The organism is Halomonas sp. BMC6, from assembly GCF_964204995.1.
GTDB lineage: Bacteria > Pseudomonadota > Gammaproteobacteria > Pseudomonadales > Halomonadaceae > Vreelandella.
This window is the reverse complement of sequence record NZ_CAXNSH010000001.1, coordinates 733458-751049: the sequence shown is the minus strand read 5'-3', so window position 1 is coordinate 751049 and position 17592 is coordinate 733458. Positions and strand designations below refer to the sequence as shown.

Annotated in this window: 15 protein-coding genes; 11 read left to right on the top strand and 4 right to left on the bottom strand. The window is 59.6% G+C overall.

Going from position 1 to position 17592, the window contains the following annotated elements; translation table 11 throughout:
- The first annotated feature begins 34 nt into the window (after nucleotides 1–34).
- The 4 genes from atpG to mgtE all read left to right on the top strand — a co-directional run bounded on the left by atpG (nucleotide 35) and on the right by mgtE (nucleotide 4339).
- Nucleotides 35–922, top strand: a complete 888-nt coding sequence (gene atpG, locus AB6K10_RS03535; RefSeq protein ID WP_159343638.1) for a F0F1 ATP synthase subunit gamma — start codon at nucleotides 35–37, stop codon at nucleotides 920–922.
- A gap of 76 nt (nucleotides 923–998) precedes the next feature.
- Complete coding sequence (gene atpD / locus AB6K10_RS03530) at nucleotides 999–2378, top strand: F0F1 ATP synthase subunit beta (RefSeq protein WP_062361064.1); 1380 nt, start codon at nucleotides 999–1001, stop codon at nucleotides 2376–2378.
- Between the two features lie 24 nt (nucleotides 2379–2402).
- Nucleotides 2403–2831 (top strand): F0F1 ATP synthase subunit epsilon, encoded by a 429-nt coding sequence (locus AB6K10_RS03525; RefSeq protein ID WP_044628606.1) that lies wholly within the window; start codon nucleotides 2403–2405, stop codon nucleotides 2829–2831.
- 125 nt (nucleotides 2832–2956) lie between these two features.
- Nucleotides 2957–4339, top strand: a complete 1383-nt coding sequence (mgtE, locus tag AB6K10_RS03520; RefSeq protein ID WP_159343637.1) for a magnesium transporter — start codon at nucleotides 2957–2959, stop codon at nucleotides 4337–4339.
- 6 nt (nucleotides 4340–4345) lie between these two features.
- Here the strand turns inward: mgtE and AB6K10_RS03515 are convergent, their stop codons facing one another.
- A complete protein-coding gene (locus AB6K10_RS03515) occupies nucleotides 4346–5539 on the bottom strand; it encodes a cation diffusion facilitator family transporter (RefSeq protein ID WP_339118000.1) in 1194 nt (397 codons plus the stop codon).
- A gap of 201 nt (nucleotides 5540–5740) precedes the next feature.
- Here AB6K10_RS03515 and AB6K10_RS03510 point away from each other — a divergent pair, with 201 nt between their 5' ends.
- The 5 genes from AB6K10_RS03510 (at nucleotide 5741) to nhaD (ending at nucleotide 12558) form a co-directional block, all read left to right on the top strand.
- Nucleotides 5741–6541 carry an undecaprenyl-diphosphate phosphatase gene (locus AB6K10_RS03510; protein WP_339117999.1) on the top strand — a complete coding sequence of 267 codons (801 nt, stop codon included), beginning with the start codon at nucleotides 5741–5743 and terminating at the stop codon, nucleotides 6539–6541.
- A gap of 27 nt (nucleotides 6542–6568) precedes the next feature.
- The gene (locus tag AB6K10_RS03505) at nucleotides 6569–7687 is read left to right on the top strand and encodes an FAD:protein FMN transferase (RefSeq protein WP_339117998.1); all 1119 of its coding nucleotides are present in this window, start codon (nucleotides 6569–6571) and stop codon (nucleotides 7685–7687) included.
- A gap of 1 nt (nucleotide 7688) precedes the next feature.
- Nucleotides 7689–9056: a bifunctional UDP-N-acetylglucosamine diphosphorylase/glucosamine-1-phosphate N-acetyltransferase GlmU gene (gene glmU / locus AB6K10_RS03500; protein WP_339117997.1), complete on the top strand. Its 1368-nt coding sequence runs from the start codon at nucleotides 7689–7691 to the stop codon at nucleotides 9054–9056.
- A 53-nt stretch (nucleotides 9057–9109) separates the two neighbouring features.
- Nucleotides 9110–10936, top strand: a complete 1827-nt coding sequence (gene glmS, locus AB6K10_RS03495; protein ID WP_285264074.1) for a glutamine--fructose-6-phosphate transaminase (isomerizing) — start codon at nucleotides 9110–9112, stop codon at nucleotides 10934–10936.
- A 155-nt stretch (nucleotides 10937–11091) separates the two neighbouring features.
- Nucleotides 11092–12558 (top strand): sodium:proton antiporter NhaD, encoded by a 1467-nt coding sequence (nhaD, locus tag AB6K10_RS03490; protein WP_159343631.1) that lies wholly within the window; start codon nucleotides 11092–11094, stop codon nucleotides 12556–12558.
- A gap of 120 nt (nucleotides 12559–12678) precedes the next feature.
- Here nhaD and AB6K10_RS03485 read toward each other — a convergent pair whose 3' ends face one another.
- The 3 genes from AB6K10_RS03485 to AB6K10_RS03475 all read right to left on the bottom strand — a co-directional run bounded on the left by AB6K10_RS03485 (nucleotide 12679) and on the right by AB6K10_RS03475 (nucleotide 15488).
- On the bottom strand, nucleotides 12679–13296 hold the full coding sequence (locus AB6K10_RS03485; protein WP_339117996.1) for a CBS domain-containing protein: 618 nt from the start codon (nucleotides 13294–13296) through the stop codon (nucleotides 12679–12681).
- A gap of 120 nt (nucleotides 13297–13416) precedes the next feature.
- Nucleotides 13417–14817, bottom strand: a complete 1401-nt coding sequence (locus AB6K10_RS03480) for an ATP-binding protein (protein WP_253018730.1) — start codon at nucleotides 14815–14817, stop codon at nucleotides 13417–13419.
- A gap of 8 nt (nucleotides 14818–14825) precedes the next feature.
- The gene (locus AB6K10_RS03475; protein WP_339117995.1) at nucleotides 14826–15488 is read right to left on the bottom strand and encodes a response regulator transcription factor; all 663 of its coding nucleotides are present in this window, start codon (nucleotides 15486–15488) and stop codon (nucleotides 14826–14828) included.
- Nucleotides 15489–15548: 60 nt separating this feature from the next.
- Here AB6K10_RS03475 and AB6K10_RS03470 point away from each other — a divergent pair, with 60 nt between their 5' ends.
- Nucleotides 15549–16439, top strand: a complete 891-nt coding sequence (locus AB6K10_RS03470; protein WP_339117994.1) for a GNAT family N-acetyltransferase — start codon at nucleotides 15549–15551, stop codon at nucleotides 16437–16439.
- A gap of 268 nt (nucleotides 16440–16707) precedes the next feature.
- Entirely contained in the window at nucleotides 16708–17541 is an 834-nt protein-coding gene (locus AB6K10_RS03465; protein ID WP_339117993.1) for a c-type cytochrome, read from the top strand.
- Nucleotides 17542–17592: the final 51 nt, after the last annotated feature.

The window sequence follows — 17592 nt, the reverse complement described above, 5'->3', positions numbered from 1 at the left end:
CTTTCTGAGAGCCACGAACGAAAGGTAGATCGCTATGGCAGCTGCAAAAGAGATACGCACCCAGATCGGGAGCATTAAAAATACGCAGAAGATTACCAGCGCCATGGAAATGGTGGCTGCATCGAAAATGCGTAAAGCGCAAGATCTGATGAAGGCTGGCCAGCCGTACGCCAAGCAGATTCGTAACGTGGTAGGCCACATTGCCGACGCAAACCCCGAGTACAAGCACGACTACATGGTCGAGCGTAGCGAGGTGAAGCGCGTTGGTTACATTGTGGTCTCCACCGACCGCGGCCTGTGTGGCGGCTTGAACGTCAACCTGTTCAAGGCAGTGGTGAAAGACGCCGTTGCCTGGAAGCAGCAAGGCGCTGAGCTAGACTTCTGCGCCCTCGGTTCGAAAGCCGGCGCTTTCTTCCGCAACTACGGCGGCAATTTGATTGCGGCCAAGAGCGGGTTAGGGGAAGCACCGACCGTCGAGGGTTTGATCGGTAGTGTCAAGGTCATGCTCGAAGCGTATGACGAAGGACGCCTGGACCGTCTGTACGTGGTGTATAACGAGTTCGTGAACACCATGACCCAGCGGCCCGTCGTGCGTCAGCTTCTTCCTCTGTCGTCCGATATGGGCGCAGACGCTAAGCATGACGAAGAAAACGCCCGTCCCGGAAGCTGGGACTACCTGTATGAACCGGATGCCAAGGCGTTGCTAGACAGCCTGTTGGTTCGATTCATCGAATCGCAGGTGTATCAGGCGGTAGTCGAAAACGGTGCGTGCGAACAGGCCGCCCGAATGATCGCTATGAAGAGTGCCACTGATAACGCGGGCAACCTGATCGACGATCTGGAGATGGTGTACAACAAGGCCCGTCAGGCCGCCATCACCCAGGAAATTTCCGAGATCGTCGGCGGCGCTTCAGCCGTATAACGCCTAGGGAGCCTGCCATCGCTTAGGTGGCTCCCGGCAGACAGGTTTCATTTGCAGGTTTTTGAGAGGAACCAAGATGAGCGGACGTATCGTACAAATCATCGGCGCGGTGATTGACGTAGAGTTTCCGCGGGACTCTGTGCCCAAGGTCTACGACGCGCTGAAGGTCTCCAACGTTGAGACCATCCTCGAAGTCCAGCAGCAGCTGGGCGACGGCGTAGTACGCGCCATTGCCATGGGCTCCACCGAGGGCTTGAAACGTGGCTTGGACGTAACCAACACAGGTGCCGCGATTTCCGTACCGGTCGGTAAGGAAACGCTGGGTCGCATCATGAACGTGCTCGGCGAGCCGATCGATGAAGCTGGCCCGATCGGTGAGCAAGAGCGCATGCCGATCCACCGCAAGGCCCCGAGCTATGCCGATCAGGCAGCCTCTAACGAGCTGCTGGAAACCGGTATCAAAGTCATCGATCTGGTGTGCCCCTTCGCGAAAGGCGGTAAGGTCGGTCTGTTCGGCGGTGCGGGTGTAGGTAAAACCGTTAACATGATGGAGCTTATCCGCAACATCGCCACCGAGCACAGCGGCTACTCTGTATTCGCCGGTGTTGGTGAGCGTACGCGTGAGGGTAACGACTTCTATCATGAAATGACCGAATCCAACGTTATCGACAAGGTAGCGCTGGTCTATGGTCAGATGAACGAGCCGCCCGGCAACCGTCTGCGCGTCGCGCTGACCGGTCTGACCATCGCTGAGAAATTCCGTGATGAAGGCCGTGACGTTCTGCTGTTCGTCGATAACATCTATCGTTACACCCTGGCCGGTACCGAAGTATCCGCCCTGCTGGGTCGTATGCCGTCTGCGGTAGGTTATCAGCCGACGCTGGCCGAAGAGATGGGCGTTCTGCAGGAGCGTATCACCTCCACGAAAACCGGTTCTATCACCTCCGTACAGGCCGTTTACGTCCCTGCGGATGACTTGACCGACCCGTCGCCGGCCACCACCTTCTCGCACCTGGATGCGACCGTGGTACTGGCACGCTCCATCGCCGAGCTGGGTATCTATCCCGCGATCGACCCGCTGGACTCCACCTCGCGTCAGCTGGATCCGCTGGTCGTCGGTGAAGAGCACTATGACGTGGCGCGTGGCGTTCAGAACGTTCTGCAGCGTTACAAGGAACTGAAGGACATCATCGCGATTCTGGGTATGGACGAGCTGTCTGACGAAGACAAGCTGGCCGTTGCCCGTGCGCGTAAGATCCAGCGCTTCCTGTCGCAGCCGTTCTTCGTGGCCGAGGTCTTCACTGGCTCGCCCGGTAAGTACGTGTCGCTGAAAGACACCATCCGTGGCTTCCAGGGCATCCTCGCGGGTGACTACGACGATCTGCCGGAACAGGCCTTCTACATGGTCGGCTCCATCGACGAAGCTGTCGAAAAAGCCAACCAGATGAAGAAGTAATCCCGTCCATTAGGGGGATTCGCTATGGCGAATAGCTTCACTTGCAATATCGTCAGCGCAGAAGCATCCATCTTCTCAGGTAAGGTTGAGCAGGTGATTGCTTCCGGGATTATGGGTGACCTCGGCATTTTGCCGGGGCACGCCCCGCTGCTGACCGAGCTTCAGCCGGGCCCGATCCGCGTGATCCACGATGATGGCAAGGAAGAGAACTTCTTTGTCTCTGGCGGCTTCATGGAAGTTCAGCCAGATGTCGTGACGATCCTGGCAGACGCTGCGGCGCGTGCCAGCGACCTCGACGAGGCCGCTGCTGAAGAAGCGCGTCAGCAGGCGCTGAAAGCCTTTAACGAGAAGTCAGCGGAGCTGGATTATACCCGCGCTGCCGCTGAACTCGCCGAAGCCGTTGCCCAACTGCGAACGATTCAGCAGTTGCGTAAGAAGGCGGGTAAAGGCTAACGACACGCGCTGCGTGACTAAAACGCCTCTTGAGCCCGTCACTGGGCTCAAGGGGCGTTTTTTTTGCCCGATAGTAAAGAAGACGAATATCAGTATGGCGCTGGTCTGCACACAAGGAGATGGCGATGGCACTCAACGAAGAAGCCTTACAAGCCCTAAAAAGCGAGCTGCTGGAAGAGCTGACCCAAGACGCGCCGAATAAAGCACGGCTAGCAGAGCGGCTCGCGGAAATTCGCTCGGCGGATATCGGCGAGGTGCTGGAAGAGCTGATCGAGGAGGACGACGCGCTGTCGGCAGCCCTTGCCGTGTTGGCGATACTCTCCGCCGAGCGTGCGGCCAACGTGCTGGGCTACCTGCCCAAAGAGAGCCAGCTCGAAGTCGTGGGAGAGCTGACCGATACCCAGGTGCTCAAGCTGCTCGAAGAGATGGGCTCCGATGAGCGGGCGGACTTGTTCAACTTGCTCGGCGAAGATCGCCGCGAAGCGCTGCTGCGTCGTATGGCGCACCAAGAGCGTGAGGATCTCAAACGCCTAGCCAGCTATGAAGAGGGCACCGCTGGCGCCATCATGACCTCTGACTATGTGGCCATAGCCAGTGGCATGACGGTGTCACAAGCGATGATGCGCGTTCGCCAGACCGCCCCGGATGCAGAAACGGTGTATCAGCTCTATGTCCTGGATAGCGACGGCCATCTGATCGGCACCATGTCACTGCGCCAGTTGATGGTCGCGCGACCTGGCGCAATGGTCGACGACATCATGATCAAGGATGTGATCAAAACGCCCGTGGACAAAGCGCAGGAGGAAGTGGCCAGAATCGTCGCCCGCTACGATTTGCTGGCGCTGCCGGTGATCGATGCCGATGGTCGCATGGTGGGCATCGTCACCCACGATGACGCCATGGACGTCGCCGAATCGGAGGCCACCGAAGATATCCACAAGGGCATGTCCATCGGGCAGTTAGAGGATGGCGTGAGCCGGGTACCGCTGTGGAGCCTTTATCGCAAGCGGGTGTTCTGGCTGGTCCTGCTGGTGTTTGCCAACCTCTTTTCAGGGGCCGGCATTGCCTATTTCGAGGACACCATCGCCGCGCAAGTGGCGCTGGTCTTCTTCTTACCACTGCTGATTGGCAGCGGTGGCAACGCAGGGGCGCAGGCAGCGACGCTGATGGTGCGTGGCATGGCCACCGGCGATGTGGGCGTAAAGGATTGGAGCAAGATGCTCGGACGTGAGCTGTTGGTGGCGGGATCATTAGGGCTGACCATGGCGATTGCCGTTGCCCCGATTGGTATTGTGCGCGGCGGTGAAGCGGTGGCCATCATCGTCGCGCTCAGCATGGTGACCATCGTGCTGTTTGGCAGCTTGATCGGCATGTGTTTACCGTTCGTGCTGGAGCGCTTCAACGTGGACCCGGCCACCGCGTCTGCGCCGCTGGTGACCACGCTCATCGACGCCTCGGGGGTGCTGATCTATTTCAGCATTGCCACCGCCGTGCTGGCCAGCGCCTAGCCGAACCTAGCGCATGGCGCTGCTGGCAGCACGGGTGATGAACATGACTTCCACGTGGCCTAGCCACTCGATGTCGCTGGCCAGCGCCTTGAGCTGGCTCGCCAGGCACTGAGGCGGCTGGTGAACGGCATCGCCGATGATCAGCGATACCGACACTTTATCGTCCAAGTAGTGCAGCTGTAGTTCGTTCAGCGTGCGCCACACCGGGTGGCGGTACCAGCGCTCGTTCAGCGCCGCTTCCACTTCCGGGCGTAGCGGCAGGCCGGGTAGGCGGCTGGGGTCGCCTTCGCCGGCGTCATCTTCCGGGTCGACGTGGAAAATCACGTCGGTCAATAAAGGAAATTCATGGCGCAGGCGACGGCTCACTTCATTGCCGATTTCATGGGCTTCTGACACAGTGATCTTCGGCCCGACCACTACGTGCAGATCCACCATCACCCACCCGGCAGATTGGCGGGTGCGCAGATCGTGAACGCTGTCGACCCCCGGTACGCTGCAAGCAACGTCGTGCATCTGCTGCTGGATATCTTCTGGCAAAGCCGTATCGACAAGCTCGCGGGCGGATTCCCACAGCAGATCCCAACCCACCTTGCCGACCAGCAGGCCGACGATGATCGCGGCGATGGCGTCCAGCCAGCCCAGGCCGAATTGCGCGCCTACCAGTGCGACCAGCACCACCGCCGTGGAAAGCGCGTCGCTGCGCGAATGCCAAGCGTTGGCCTCGAGCAGTTTGGACTTCACCCGCTTTGCCACGCGCATGGTGTAGCGGAAAATCCACTCTTTGCTGAGCAGTGCCAAGACGGTGATGGCGATGGCGATGAGTCCAGGCGCGTTGACCTCTGCGCCACTGAATAGGCGATCGAGGCTCGACCAGGCAATGCCCCCAGCCACGAAAATCAGCACGCTGCCCAGTAGCAGCGTGGTCAGCGTTTCGATACGGCCATGGCCGTAGTGGTGGTCGTTATCCGGCTCTTGGCGGCCATAATGAATGGCTGCCAGTACGAACCCGTCGGTCACGAGGTCGGAGAGCGAGTGAATGCCGTCAGCAATAAGCGCGGCCGAGCCGACCAAAAAGCCCACGGCCACTTTGATGACGCTCAGTAAACCGTCTAGCCAAGCGCCGATGTAGGTCACGCGCTTGGCTTCTTGGCTATCCAGCTCGTGGTTGGGAACCACTGGCGTTTCTACGGTCTGAGTCATGAGGTACCTTGCAGGGACGCACACTTCCAATAGACGCCCATTGTAGCTTACCGCCGGGCAAGCTCTATACCCTATTGTGAATTCGCAGGCGTTGCCGGTGCGGACAAGGCAGGGCGGGATGTGTATCCTAAGCGCCGCTGCAGGTGAGACAACCTCCTTTCATAACGACACATCGAACACAGAACACAGACAGGACGACCTATGGATTGGCTCCAAGTGGTGGTATTGGCGGTGGTGCAAGGGCTCACTGAATTCCTACCGATTTCTAGCTCTGCCCATCTGATTTTGGTGCCGGTGCTGACCCGCTGGGAAGATCAAGGTCTCGCGTTCGATGTGGCGCTCCATTTGGGCAGTTTGAGCGCCGTGGTGATCTATTTTCGTCAAGAAATTTGGCAAATGATCGCCAGCAGCCTCACGGCGGTCAAAGGCAACGGCGTCGATGACGACGCGCGCTTGGCGTTTTGGGTCACCGTGGCCACTTTACCGGTGTGCATCGTCGGTTTTTTACTCCACGACCTGATCGCAGGCTACATGCGTTCGACGCTGATCATCGGCCTTAGCCTGATCGGATTCGGTTTACTGCTAGGCTACGCCGACTGGAAAATGCGCGGCACTCGCAGCGAGTACCAGATGACCTTGAAAGACGTGCTGATCATCGGCGGCGCTCAAGTGCTGGCGCTAATTCCCGGGACGTCGCGTTCGGGGATCACCATGACCGCGGCGCTGATGGTCGGCATGAGCCGAGAAGGCGCTGCGCGCTTCTCGTTTTTGCTCTCGATTCCCGTCATCGTGCTGGCCGGTGGGCTCGAAGCGGTGAACCTGCTCAAAGCGCCTCACCTGATCGACGTACCCGCTATGCTAGTAGGGGCGCTGTTATCGGGTATCAGCGCTTATCTGTGTATTCACTACTTCCTGGTGGTGATTAAAAAGCTAGGCATGCAGCCGTTCGTGGTCTATCGAGTACTGTTTGGTGCTTGGTTACTCTGGTTTTTTCACTTCTGACCCGGCGCGTTCAATTAAGGAAATCGGATGAAGGGCTATCAAACCGCGTGTGGGCGTGTGGGGATCGTGGCACTGGTCGGACTGCTACTGGCAGGCTGCTCGGAGAGTGACCGTCCTTTGGAGTCGCCAGTGCGCTTCGAAGGCGGCATTTTTGGAACCTACTATCAAGTGACGCTGGTCGACCCGCTCACCCAAGGCGATGCTAAAGCGCTGGAAGAGGGCATCCTGGCCGAGATGGAAGACGTGGACCAGGCCATGTCGACCTACCGCGACGACTCTGAACTGGTCGCGTTCAATGGTGCGCCGATTGGTGAGTGGCAGCCGCTCTCCAACGAGTTGATCGAAGTGATGGCCATTAGCCGCTCGGTGGCAGAAGCCAGCGGTGGAGCGTTCGACATCACCATTGGCGACGTCGTCAATCTATGGAGCTTCGGCCCCGAAGCGCGGCCCGAGGAAGTCCCCAGCGATGCCGAACTCAGCGAGCGCCTGGCGACCGTTGGCTTCGATGCGGTAGAGGTCGATACCCAGCGGATGCAGGCGCGCCGCTTACGCGATGTCTTCGCCGACCTCTCTGGCGTGGCGAAAGGCCACGCTACCGACCGCGTAGCGGCGTATCTAGACCAGCAAGGCATCGACAACTATCTGGTCAATATCGGTGGCGGGCTGACTGCCCGCGGTTACCGCGATATCGACGCGCAGACGCCCTGGCGTATCGGCATCGAAGTGCCGCAAAGCGGCGTGCCGGAAGCACAGCACGTGATAGCGCTGGAGGGCATGTCGGTGGCCACCTCCGGCGATTATCGCAATTACTTCGACGTCGACGGCGAGCGCTTCTCCCATCTTCTGGACCCGCGAACCGGGCGGCCCATCAAGCATCAATTGGCGTCGGTATCGGTGTTTCACCCCTCGAACGCCTGGGCCGATGCCTGGGCCACGGCACTCACCGTCGTCGGGAGCGAACAAGGGATGCAGCTGGCCGTCGAGAACAATCTCAATATATTGATGCTAGTACGCGAAGGGGATCGCTGGCGCAGCCTGGCGAGTCCGGCCTTCGTCAACTATTTCGGTGATGCGCTGATCGACGAATTGGGCATCGAACCCTGGGCGGCGCCCACGGCGAATCGCCAAACGGAGACAGGTGAATAACATGTACGACCTCGATATCGTCATCCTTGCGGCGGGCAAAGGCACACGGATGCGCTCTCAACTTCCCAAAGTGCTGCACACGCTGGCGGGCAAGCCCATGGTGCAGCACCTGCTGGAAACGGCCAATGGCTTGAACCCTAGCCGTACTCACGTGGTGATTGGTCACGGTGCCGACCAGCTGCGAGAGGCGCTGGCGGAGTTCAAGGTCTCGTTTGCGTTGCAGGAAGAGCAGAAGGGCACCGGACACGCGGTCGCTCAGGCGCAGCCTCAACTGGGCAGCGGCATCGTGCTGGTACTGTATGGGGACGTGCCGCTGATTCGCCGCGAGACGCTGGCGAGTCTGCTGACCCAGGTGGATGAGCAGCACATGGGACTGCTCACCGTCACGCTGGATGACCCCAGCGGCTATGGGCGTATCGTACGCGATAGCGATGGCCACGCCGTGGCGATCGTCGAGCAGAAAGATGCTACCGACGAGCAGTTGGCGATTACCGAGTGCAACACCGGCATCATGGCCATGACCAGCGCCCAATTGAAGCGCTGGCTACCCCAGCTGTCGGCAGAGAATGCCCAGGGTGAGTACTACCTGACCGATGTGATCGCCATGGCGGCCAATGAGGGCATTAAGGTGGCCACCGCGCAGCCGCAGCAGGCTATCGAGGTAGAAGGGGTCAATAATCGTGCGCAAATGGCCCGCCTCGAGCGTGCCTATCAGCAGCAGATAGCGGAGACGTTGATGGCCCAAGGCGTTGCCTTGGCCGACCCAGCACGCATCGACGTGCGCGGTAAACTCACCTGCGGTCACGACGTCTTCATCGACGTGGGTTGCGTGTTCGAAGGGGATGTCGAGCTTGGCGAAGGCGTGCGCGTTGGCCCCTACTGCATCATCAAGAACAGCACCATCGGCGCGGAAAGCGAGATTCACAGCCATAGCGTGATCGATACGACCGTGGCGGCGGGCCTTAATCAGGTGGGGCCCTACGCGCGGCTGCGTCCCGGCACGCGCTTGGCGGTCAAAGCCAAAGTCGGTAATTTTGTCGAAACCAAAAATGCCGATGTGGGTGAAGGTAGCAAAATCAATCATTTAAGCTACGTGGGTGATGCTCGCTTGGGGCGCGATGTGAACGTAGGCGCGGGGACCATTACTTGCAACTACGACGGTGTTAACAAGCATCGCACCGAGATAGGCGATAACGCCTTCATCGGCTCCAATACCGCGTTGGTAGCCCCCGTCACGGTGGGTAAAGGAGCCACCGTCGGTGCAGGTTCCACGATCGCCAAAGACGTGGCCGAGCACGCCCTAGCCGTGACGCGCAGCCGACAGCTAGAAAAGCCCGACTGGCCTCGCCCGGTGAAAACGACTAAATAAGTGCATCGACACGTTGAATAACACGGCGTGAGAACGCCCTAGGAGAAAGAGTTATGTGTGGCATCGTCGCAGCGGTTGCACAGCGCAATGTGCAGGGAATTTTGCTGGAAGGCCTTAAACGCTTGGAGTATCGCGGCTACGACTCCTCTGGCATGACGGTGCTGAACGGCGGTGACTTAACACGGCACCGCGCCTTGGGCAAAGTCTCGGCGTTGGCCGAGCGGTTGGATGCCGAAGCGCTGCCGGGCCACAGCGGAATCGCCCACACCCGCTGGGCCACCCACGGCAAACCCTCCGAGGCCAATGCGCATCCGCACCACAGTAGCGATCACGTGGCCGTGGTGCATAACGGCATCATCGAAAACTACGAGCAGATCAAAGAGACGCTACAAGGCAGCGGCTATGCCTTCACCTCGGACACCGATACCGAGGTGATCGCCCACCTGCTGGCGGAAAAACTCGCCACGGGGAAGACGCTGTTCGACGCGACCCAAGAGATCGTGCATGGCCTGGGTGGCGCTTACGCGCTCGGCGTGATGAGCGCAGCCGAACCTGAGGTGGTGGTGGGCGCACGCCAAGGCAGCCCGCTGGTCGTCGGGGTCGGGATCGACGAAGCTTTTCTAGCCTCGGATCCGCTGGCGCTTTTGCAGGTCACCGATCGCTTTATCTACCTGGAAGAGGGCGACGTGGTCGAGCTTCGTGAGGGCGGCACCCTTCGCATCGTCGACCGGCAAGGCAACCCGGTCGAGCGCCCCGTGCAAACGTTCGAACACGGCGACGGTGCGGCCAGCAAGGGTGACTATCGTCACTACATGCTCAAAGAGATTTTCGAGCAGCCCAAGGTCATCGAAGCCGCCCTGGAAGGACGGCTAAGCGCTAGCAGCGTGCTGGTCGAAAGCTTTGGACCGGACGCCCAGGCGTTGTTTCAGAAGACGCGCCAGGTGCATATCATCGCTTGTGGCACCAGCTATCATGCTGGCTTGGTCGCGCGTTATTGGCTGGAGCGTTACGCCGGGGTACCGGTACAGGTCGAGGTGGCGTCCGAGTATCGCTACCGTCATCCGGTCGTGCCGGAAGGCACGCTGTTCGTAACGCTCTCTCAGTCCGGGGAGACTGCCGATACGCTGGCGGCGCTGCGCTTTGCCAAGACGCTGGGGTATGTTGGCTCGCTGGCGATCTGCAACGTACCCGGCAGCTCCTTGGTGCGGGAGTCAGACATGTCGCTGATGACCCGCGCAGGCCCCGAAATCGGCGTGGCCTCGACCAAAGCCTTCACCACCCAGTTGATTGCGCTGATGCTGCTGACGCTGTCCGTCAGCAAAGCGAAGGGCCAGCCCGAGCAGCCAGAGATCATTCGTGCCCTGCAGACGCTGCCCGCGATCTGTCAGCAGGTGCTGGGGCTCGACCGGCAAATCGAAGCGCTTTCCCAGGCGTTCGCTGAAAAGCATCATGCGCTGTTCCTGGGGCGTGGAGCGCACTACCCGATTGCTCTAGAAGGCGCACTGAAGCTCAAGGAGATCTCCTACATCCATGCCGAGGCCTACCCGGCCGGCGAGCTAAAACACGGCCCGCTGGCGCTGGTGGATAGCGAGATGCCTGTCATCTCGGTAGCCCCCAACGATGACCTGCTGGAAAAGCTGAAATCCAATCTCCAGGAAGTACGCGCCCGAGGGGGGCAACTGTTCGTGTTTGCCGACCACAAGGTAGGCATCAGCCCCCAAGACGACATTCGCGTACTGGAGCTGCCAGACGTCCACGAAGCGCTGGCTCCTCTGCTCTACACCTTGCCGCTACAGCTGCTGAGCTACCATGTCGCGGTCTTGAAAGGCACCGATGTGGACCAGCCGCGTAACCTTGCCAAGAGCGTGACCGTCGAATGATCGGTGCGTCACAAATAATTGCAATTGGATGAATAAAGCGCTTTACAAGATGCGGCAAATGGCCGCATCTTATGCGCCATCGCTGCGTTGCAGCACATAGTTAGTGTGCTTATTATCGTGGCGGTATTCTTTAACCCTGCCAGGATCACGCTGCTATGAAACCACCTAACGCCCTTGCAACTCGGCATCCTGCTTGCCGCGTTGCTTGGTTGTTGACCGCACTCTGCCTATTCGCTTTTCCATCGCTCTCCTTTGCTGCTGCCGGCCCTCTCGATCTCACCGCCTCCCTGACCGGTATTGCCTCCGTCACTATTTTCATTCTGGCCTATGCCCTGGTCATGAGTGAAGAAATCATCCACATGCGTAAATCCAAGCCCGTGCTGGTGGCCGCTGGCCTGATCTGGGCTATGGTGGCGTGGGTCTACGTGCAGGCGGGTATGCCCCATGAGGCAGAGAGCGCCTTCAAGGAGACACTGCTCGAGTACACCGAGCTGCTGCTGTTCCTGCTGGTGGCGATGACCTATATCAATGCCATGGAAGAGCGTCGCGTGTTCGATGCACTACGCGCGTGGCTGGTGCGTAAGGGGTTTAGCTACCGCAGCTTGTTCTGGATTACCGGCTGTTTGGCCTTCGGTATTTCGTCCATCGCCAACAACATGACCACCGCCATGCTGATGTGTGCCGTGGTGCTGAAGGTGGCCGAGGGGGATAACAAGTTCATCGGCCTGTGCTGCGTGAACGTGGTGGTGGCCTCCAACGCGGGTGGTGCGTTCAGTCCGTTTGGCGATATCACCACGCTGATGGTATGGCAGGCCGGTCAGGTGCCGTTCGAAGGTTTCTTCGCGCTGTTGGTGCCCGCGATCGTGAATTTCATGGTGCCTGCGGTGATCATGAACTTCTTCATCGTCAATCGTCAGCCCGCTGCGCTGATCGAAAACGTGTGGTTGAAGCGTGGTGCCCGGCGCATCATCGTTTTGTTCTTGATCACCGTGGCGATCTCGGTGCTGTGCCACTCGATTCTGTACTTACCGCCCGCCATGGGCATGATGTTTGGTCTAGGCCTGCTGCAATTCTTTGGCTATTACCTGCGTCGCAGTCTGCCCCGCTCGCTGGAGCGCAAACGTGAGCGTTACTCACGCCGGGGCGACTGGAAGAAGCTCGAGCAGTTAGGCAGCGTGGTGCCGTTCGATATCTTCAGCAAAATTGCCCGCTCCGAATGGGACACGCTATTGTTCTTCTACGGGGTCGTGATGTGTGTCGGTGGCCTTGGGTTCATGGGCTACCTGAGCCTGCTGTCAGAGACGCTCTACGGCGGCTGGGACCCGGTTTGGGCCAACGTCGTGCTGGGGCTGATTTCAGCGGTAGTGGATAACATCCCAGTGATGTTCGCGGTGCTCTCCATGGCCCCGGATATGTCGGAAGGCAACTGGCTGCTGATTACTCTGACGGCAGGGGTGGGGGGCAGTCTGCTCTCCATGGGGTCTGCTGCCGGGGTGGCGCTGATGGGCCAAGCTCGAGGCATCTACACCTTCGCGGTCCATCTGCGTTGGGTGCCCGCCATTTTGTTGGGCTACGCCGCCAGCATTGCAGCGCATCTGCTGATCAACGCCAACCTGTTCTAAGCGTCGCTTGGACGTTTGCCTAGTCATATGGCTAGGCAAAAAACGCCCCTTATCGGTTCGATAAGGGGCGTTTGCGTAATAAAGCGATTAAATTCTGACGGGTAATGTGCCTTGCGAGGGTTACAGGTCGTGTCCGGTAATCACCTGGCAGATATCGGCGAAGCTGCGAGCCATGGGGACCACCGTCGTTGGAAGCTTGGCTGGGATTCGACTTCCCATCACCGTTTGAATATCGGTGGCGGAGATGATGCCTCTCACGCTCAGCTCTTCGTTCGGCTTGCGTTCGGTGATCAGCAGGTGCTGTTCGGTAAAGCTTTCCATCGAGAGCACGAGGTCTTCGATGGTGAGCGAGGCGAGCTGCTCCAGCGGCATGGCGCTGAGTTTCTCCCAAGGCGTCATGATCATCGCGGCCGTCACTTCGGAGCGCTCCAAATTGCGCTGCTGCATGGCCAGGTTGATGCGCCGGGTGCCGATGACCTCTTTCGCGGTGAGCACGCCCACGCAGTGAGACTGTTTGTCCATCACGAACAGCAGGCGGATACCGCCATGACGCATTTTCAAATGAGCCTCATCGATGGGCGTGTCGCCCGCGATGGATTGCGGCATGACGTGGGTAAAGTCGGTGAGTACCGACATGGCCGGGCTTTCAGGAGTGAGCTGCTTGGGTACCGGGGTCGTGAGTAGCGGGGTAGCACCAAACTGAACGAGCGGCTTATGGGAGTGCAGGGATTGGTTCATCGTGGGGTACCTCCGTGGTTGTGAAGAAGCAGGTCATTCACTACGCGCCTGCTCTGTACCTTCACATTTGCACGGAATTCTTATCACAATCTTAAGAGCCTGCCGACGTTACATTTTTTCTCATTCTTTCGCATGGCGCAGTGTCAGCGCCTCTCTTGCCAATACTGCTCGAACGCGCAGGCCGCGGCCCGGAGCGTCCTCCAAGTGCAATTGGCCCTCATGGCGTTTGACCAGACGTTCAACGATGGATAACCCCAGCCCCGCACCGGCACCTGGGCCCGCTCGCTGAAAACGCTCGATCACCCGGCTGCGCTCTTCGGCAGGGATACCGGGGCCTTGGTCGTCCACCATCAGCGTAATGCTTTGCGGGGCGGCTTCGAGGGTCACGGTAATGGTGCTCTGCTCGGGAGCATGCTGAAGGGCGTTGCCGACCAAGTTCTGTACCAAGGTTTCAATGGCACCAGGCTCCTCTTCCATACGCCAATCGGCGTGGTCATCGGCAGTGAGCAGTAACTGCTGCTGGCGCTCGGCGGCCAGCGGCGAGAGCTTTGCCAGTGTCTCCTGGGTTTCCAGCAGCACGTTGGCGTAGCGCAGCTCAGGCAGCGGCTCCTCTTCGGGGTCGAGGCGGGCCAGGGTCAGCAGTTGGGAGACCAGCCGTGTCGAGCGGGCGACGCCGCTGCGCAGGTGATGAAGCGACTCTTCACGATCTTCGGCGTTCTCGGCCGCCAGCGCATTTTGGGCGTGAAGATCCAGCACGGCCAGCGGAGTGCGCAGCTCGTGGGCGGCGTCGGCAATGAAGCGTTTTTCGCGCACGCGCAGTTGGCGCAGCCGCTCCAGCAGCCGGTTCAACGCTCCGGCAATGGTGCCCAGCTCTTGAGGCAGCGGGTAGAGCGGTAACGGTTTTAGATTGTGCGGGTCGCGGTTACGGATCTGCTCTGCCATGCGAGACAGGGGGGCCAGCCCCCAACCAATGGACCACCATAGCAGCAGCGTCAAAAAGGGTAGCCCAATCAAATCGGGCAGCAGGGTACGCAGCGCCACGGCGCTGATCAGCTCACCGCGCACGTCTGCGCGCTCGCTGACCACCACGCGTTGGGTGCTGCCAGGTACGTCGAGCACATAGACGCGCCAAGCGTACTCATCCACCGTCAGCGTCGAGTAGCCAACGGGTTGCTGCACCAGTGGCGTGCTGGGTCCGCTGGCAGAGCGTAGCAGCAGACGGTCCTCTTCCCAGAGTTGAAAGGCCAGTTCACGTAAGCTGCCGTCTAAAGGCGTTGCAGCACGCTGATTGGGGGCTGAGAGCGCCGTTTCCAGGCTTTTAATAAGCAACGACTGATCGTGCGCAGGCAGCGGGGCTTGCAGTAGTCCCTCTAACAACGCGGCGTTTTGCGCCAAGCTCCTATCGTGCAACGCTTCGATTTCGCGCGCGGCATAGCGGTAGCTAATGTAGCCAATGATCAGCATGCTAATGCCAAAGACGAGCAGGACGAGGCCTAACGTGCGGCGGCGAATGGATGTCATGGAGCGGCCTACTCGGGTTTATCCATGACGTAGCCGATTCCTCGTACCGTTCGCACCACATCGGGAAACAGCTTACGCCGTAAATGGTGGATATGGACCTCGATGGCATTGCTCTCGACATCCTCTTCCCATCCATAAATCAACCGTGTGAGCGTATCGCGGGTAAAGACACGTCCAGGATGGCTCATGAACTCTTGCAGAAGCGCGAGCTCACGGCGTGAGAGGGGAACCGTCTGGTGCTGGTACGTCACGATCAGCGTTTGAGGGTCCAGGCTAATACCACGAAATTTGAGCACGCCGTTGGTTTGACCTTGGCTACGACGCAGCAGGGCACGTAAACGCGCCTTGAGTTCATCCACCTCAAATGGTTTGGTGAGGTAATCATCGGCCCCCGCATCGAGCCCTTCGATGCGATGGTCCACGGCGTCACGGGCAGTGAGCACTAAAATGGGCACTTGGCTGCCCAGGCGCCTAATCGTCCGTAACACGTCCATGCCGTCCACGTGAGGTAAACCGAGGTCCAAAATCACTGCATCGAAGGGTTCGCTTTGAAGAGCACTAAGCGCCGCATCTCCATCGGTAAGATGATCCACCGTATAGTGTTCGGGTTTTAGGGCGATGCGAATTCCCGATGCTAAGCTGGGGTCGTCTTCTACTAATAAGAGGCGCATAACGTGGGATGAACCCTCCTTGACGCATAGGGGCTTTTTCAAATTACCCGGTTATCTAACATGACACGTTGTTCGTTACTCAGCCACATTGTCGTTCAGCCCTGTCCAGAGCACCAGCGGCGTGAAGCCCTGCTGCATCTGGCCGCCGTCCACGATCCTGCCCTTCAGGCTGGGTTGCAACATGCCCTCACCACGGCCAGTGCGGACGCTTGGCGCGGCCTGTGGGTCGCGATGGAAGACGAACACATACGCGCGGTCGCCTGGGTGCAGCCGCTGGCGAACCACACGGCGCAGCTATGGCTCCCCCGGCACAACGACGCTGCTGTCCCACCGCTGCTGAGTGCCTTGCAAGGGTGGGTACATCGCCAGCCCATCACGCTTTGCCATGTGGCGCTACCTGCGCCGTGGGCCGCGTGGGAGGACGTGTTAGTCAATGGGGGGATGCGGGCCATGGCTACGTTGGAGCATCGTGTATGGACGTGCCAACCCCCCGTTGCTCCCCAGGCATCGCTAGGATTACGCCCGTTCACGACGTTACCCCTGGCCGAGCAGCATGCGCTGTTGGCGCGAGTAGGGGAAGCGTCGTTGGACTGCCCGGCGCTGCGCGACGCGCTGCCGGTGAAGACGCTGCTAGCGGGGTTCCAAGCCCAAGCGGCATCGGCTCACCCGCCGCACTGGTATTGGTTGGAACACCAAGAAAAGCCGGTAGGAGTATTGCTGCTCGCTACCCTTTCTTCGCACTGGAGCCTGCAACTGATGGGGTTGCTGCCCGACTGGCGGGGGCGAGGATTAGGACGAGCCATCGTTCGCCATGCGCAAACCTTGGCCGCTCAATCAGGGGCACACTACCTCAGTTTGACGGTAGATGCGCAGAACACGCCGGCTAGGCGGGTATACGACCAGACGGGCTTCGAATCGCTGGGACGTGAGCGCCTCCTGGGTTGGTACTGAAACGGGCTTTCGACCCGCGTATGGCGGCCGTGGGTTGAATTGCCGCGCTTAGTAGCATTTTCTTACCCTTTATGTTCTCGGTATACTAACTCTATACGTATGTCTTGGCGTTTCGGTGCCCCGGTGGCAGCGTCCATCGGAAGTGGCACGGCCGCACCCTGGTAAGAGCGGTGTCTCCAAGCGCTAGGTATCCAGCATAAGCAAAAAACGGACGCACTCGTTTTGAAGCGCAACGCGTTTACTACATAAAACTCAAGAGGTGGTGAGAGTGAAATCTAAGCTGATCATGAGCGGGCTGGCGGCCCTCGGCGTCATGGCAGGCACATCCGGTGCTTATGCCCAAGATGCAGCGCGTAACGCAATCGCTGAGCGCCTAGCGCCGGTAGGACAACTCTGCCTTCAAGGCCAAGACTGCGGCACGGCAGCAGCCCCCGCGGCTTCTAGCAGTGGCGGTGATGGTGAAGTAGATGGCGAGGGTATCTACAACAACGTCTGTATGGCGTGCCACGAAACCGGCGCGGCCGGTGCGCCGGTACGCGGTGACGAAGCCGCTTGGGCAGAGCGTACCGAGCAAGGCTTTGCCACCCTGCTAGACCACGCCATTAACGGTATTGGCGCGATGCCTGCCCGTGGCGGCAACCCGAACCTCTCTGATGAAGAGATGGAAGCCGCGGTTGCCTATATGGTCGAGCCCGTCATGGAAGTGCCTGAGCTAGGGGGCGGTGAAGAAGAAGCCGCAGCAGAAGCCTCTGAAGAGGGCGCGAGCGACGACATGGCAGCAGCCGACGACGCTGCAGAAGAAGAGTCTGCGAGCGAAGCCGCCGCCGCCAATGAAGAAGAAGCTGCCGGTGGCGACAGCGGTTTAGACGGTGAAGCACTCTACGCCAGCGTTGGCTGTGCAGCGTGCCACGGTGCTGGTGTTGCCGGTGCACCGAAGCTGGGCGATGCGGAAGCCTGGGGCCCGCGTATTGAGCAGGGTACCGACGCACTCTACCAAAGCGTCTTCAACGGTAAAGGCGTGATGCCGCCGCGTGGTGGCAGCAGCGCTTCCGATGAAGAGATCATGGCCGTGGTGGATTACATGGTCTCGCAAGCACAGTAAAGGCGAGCGGCCCGCCCTCATGGGCGGGTAAGCCAAGCGCCATAAACTATC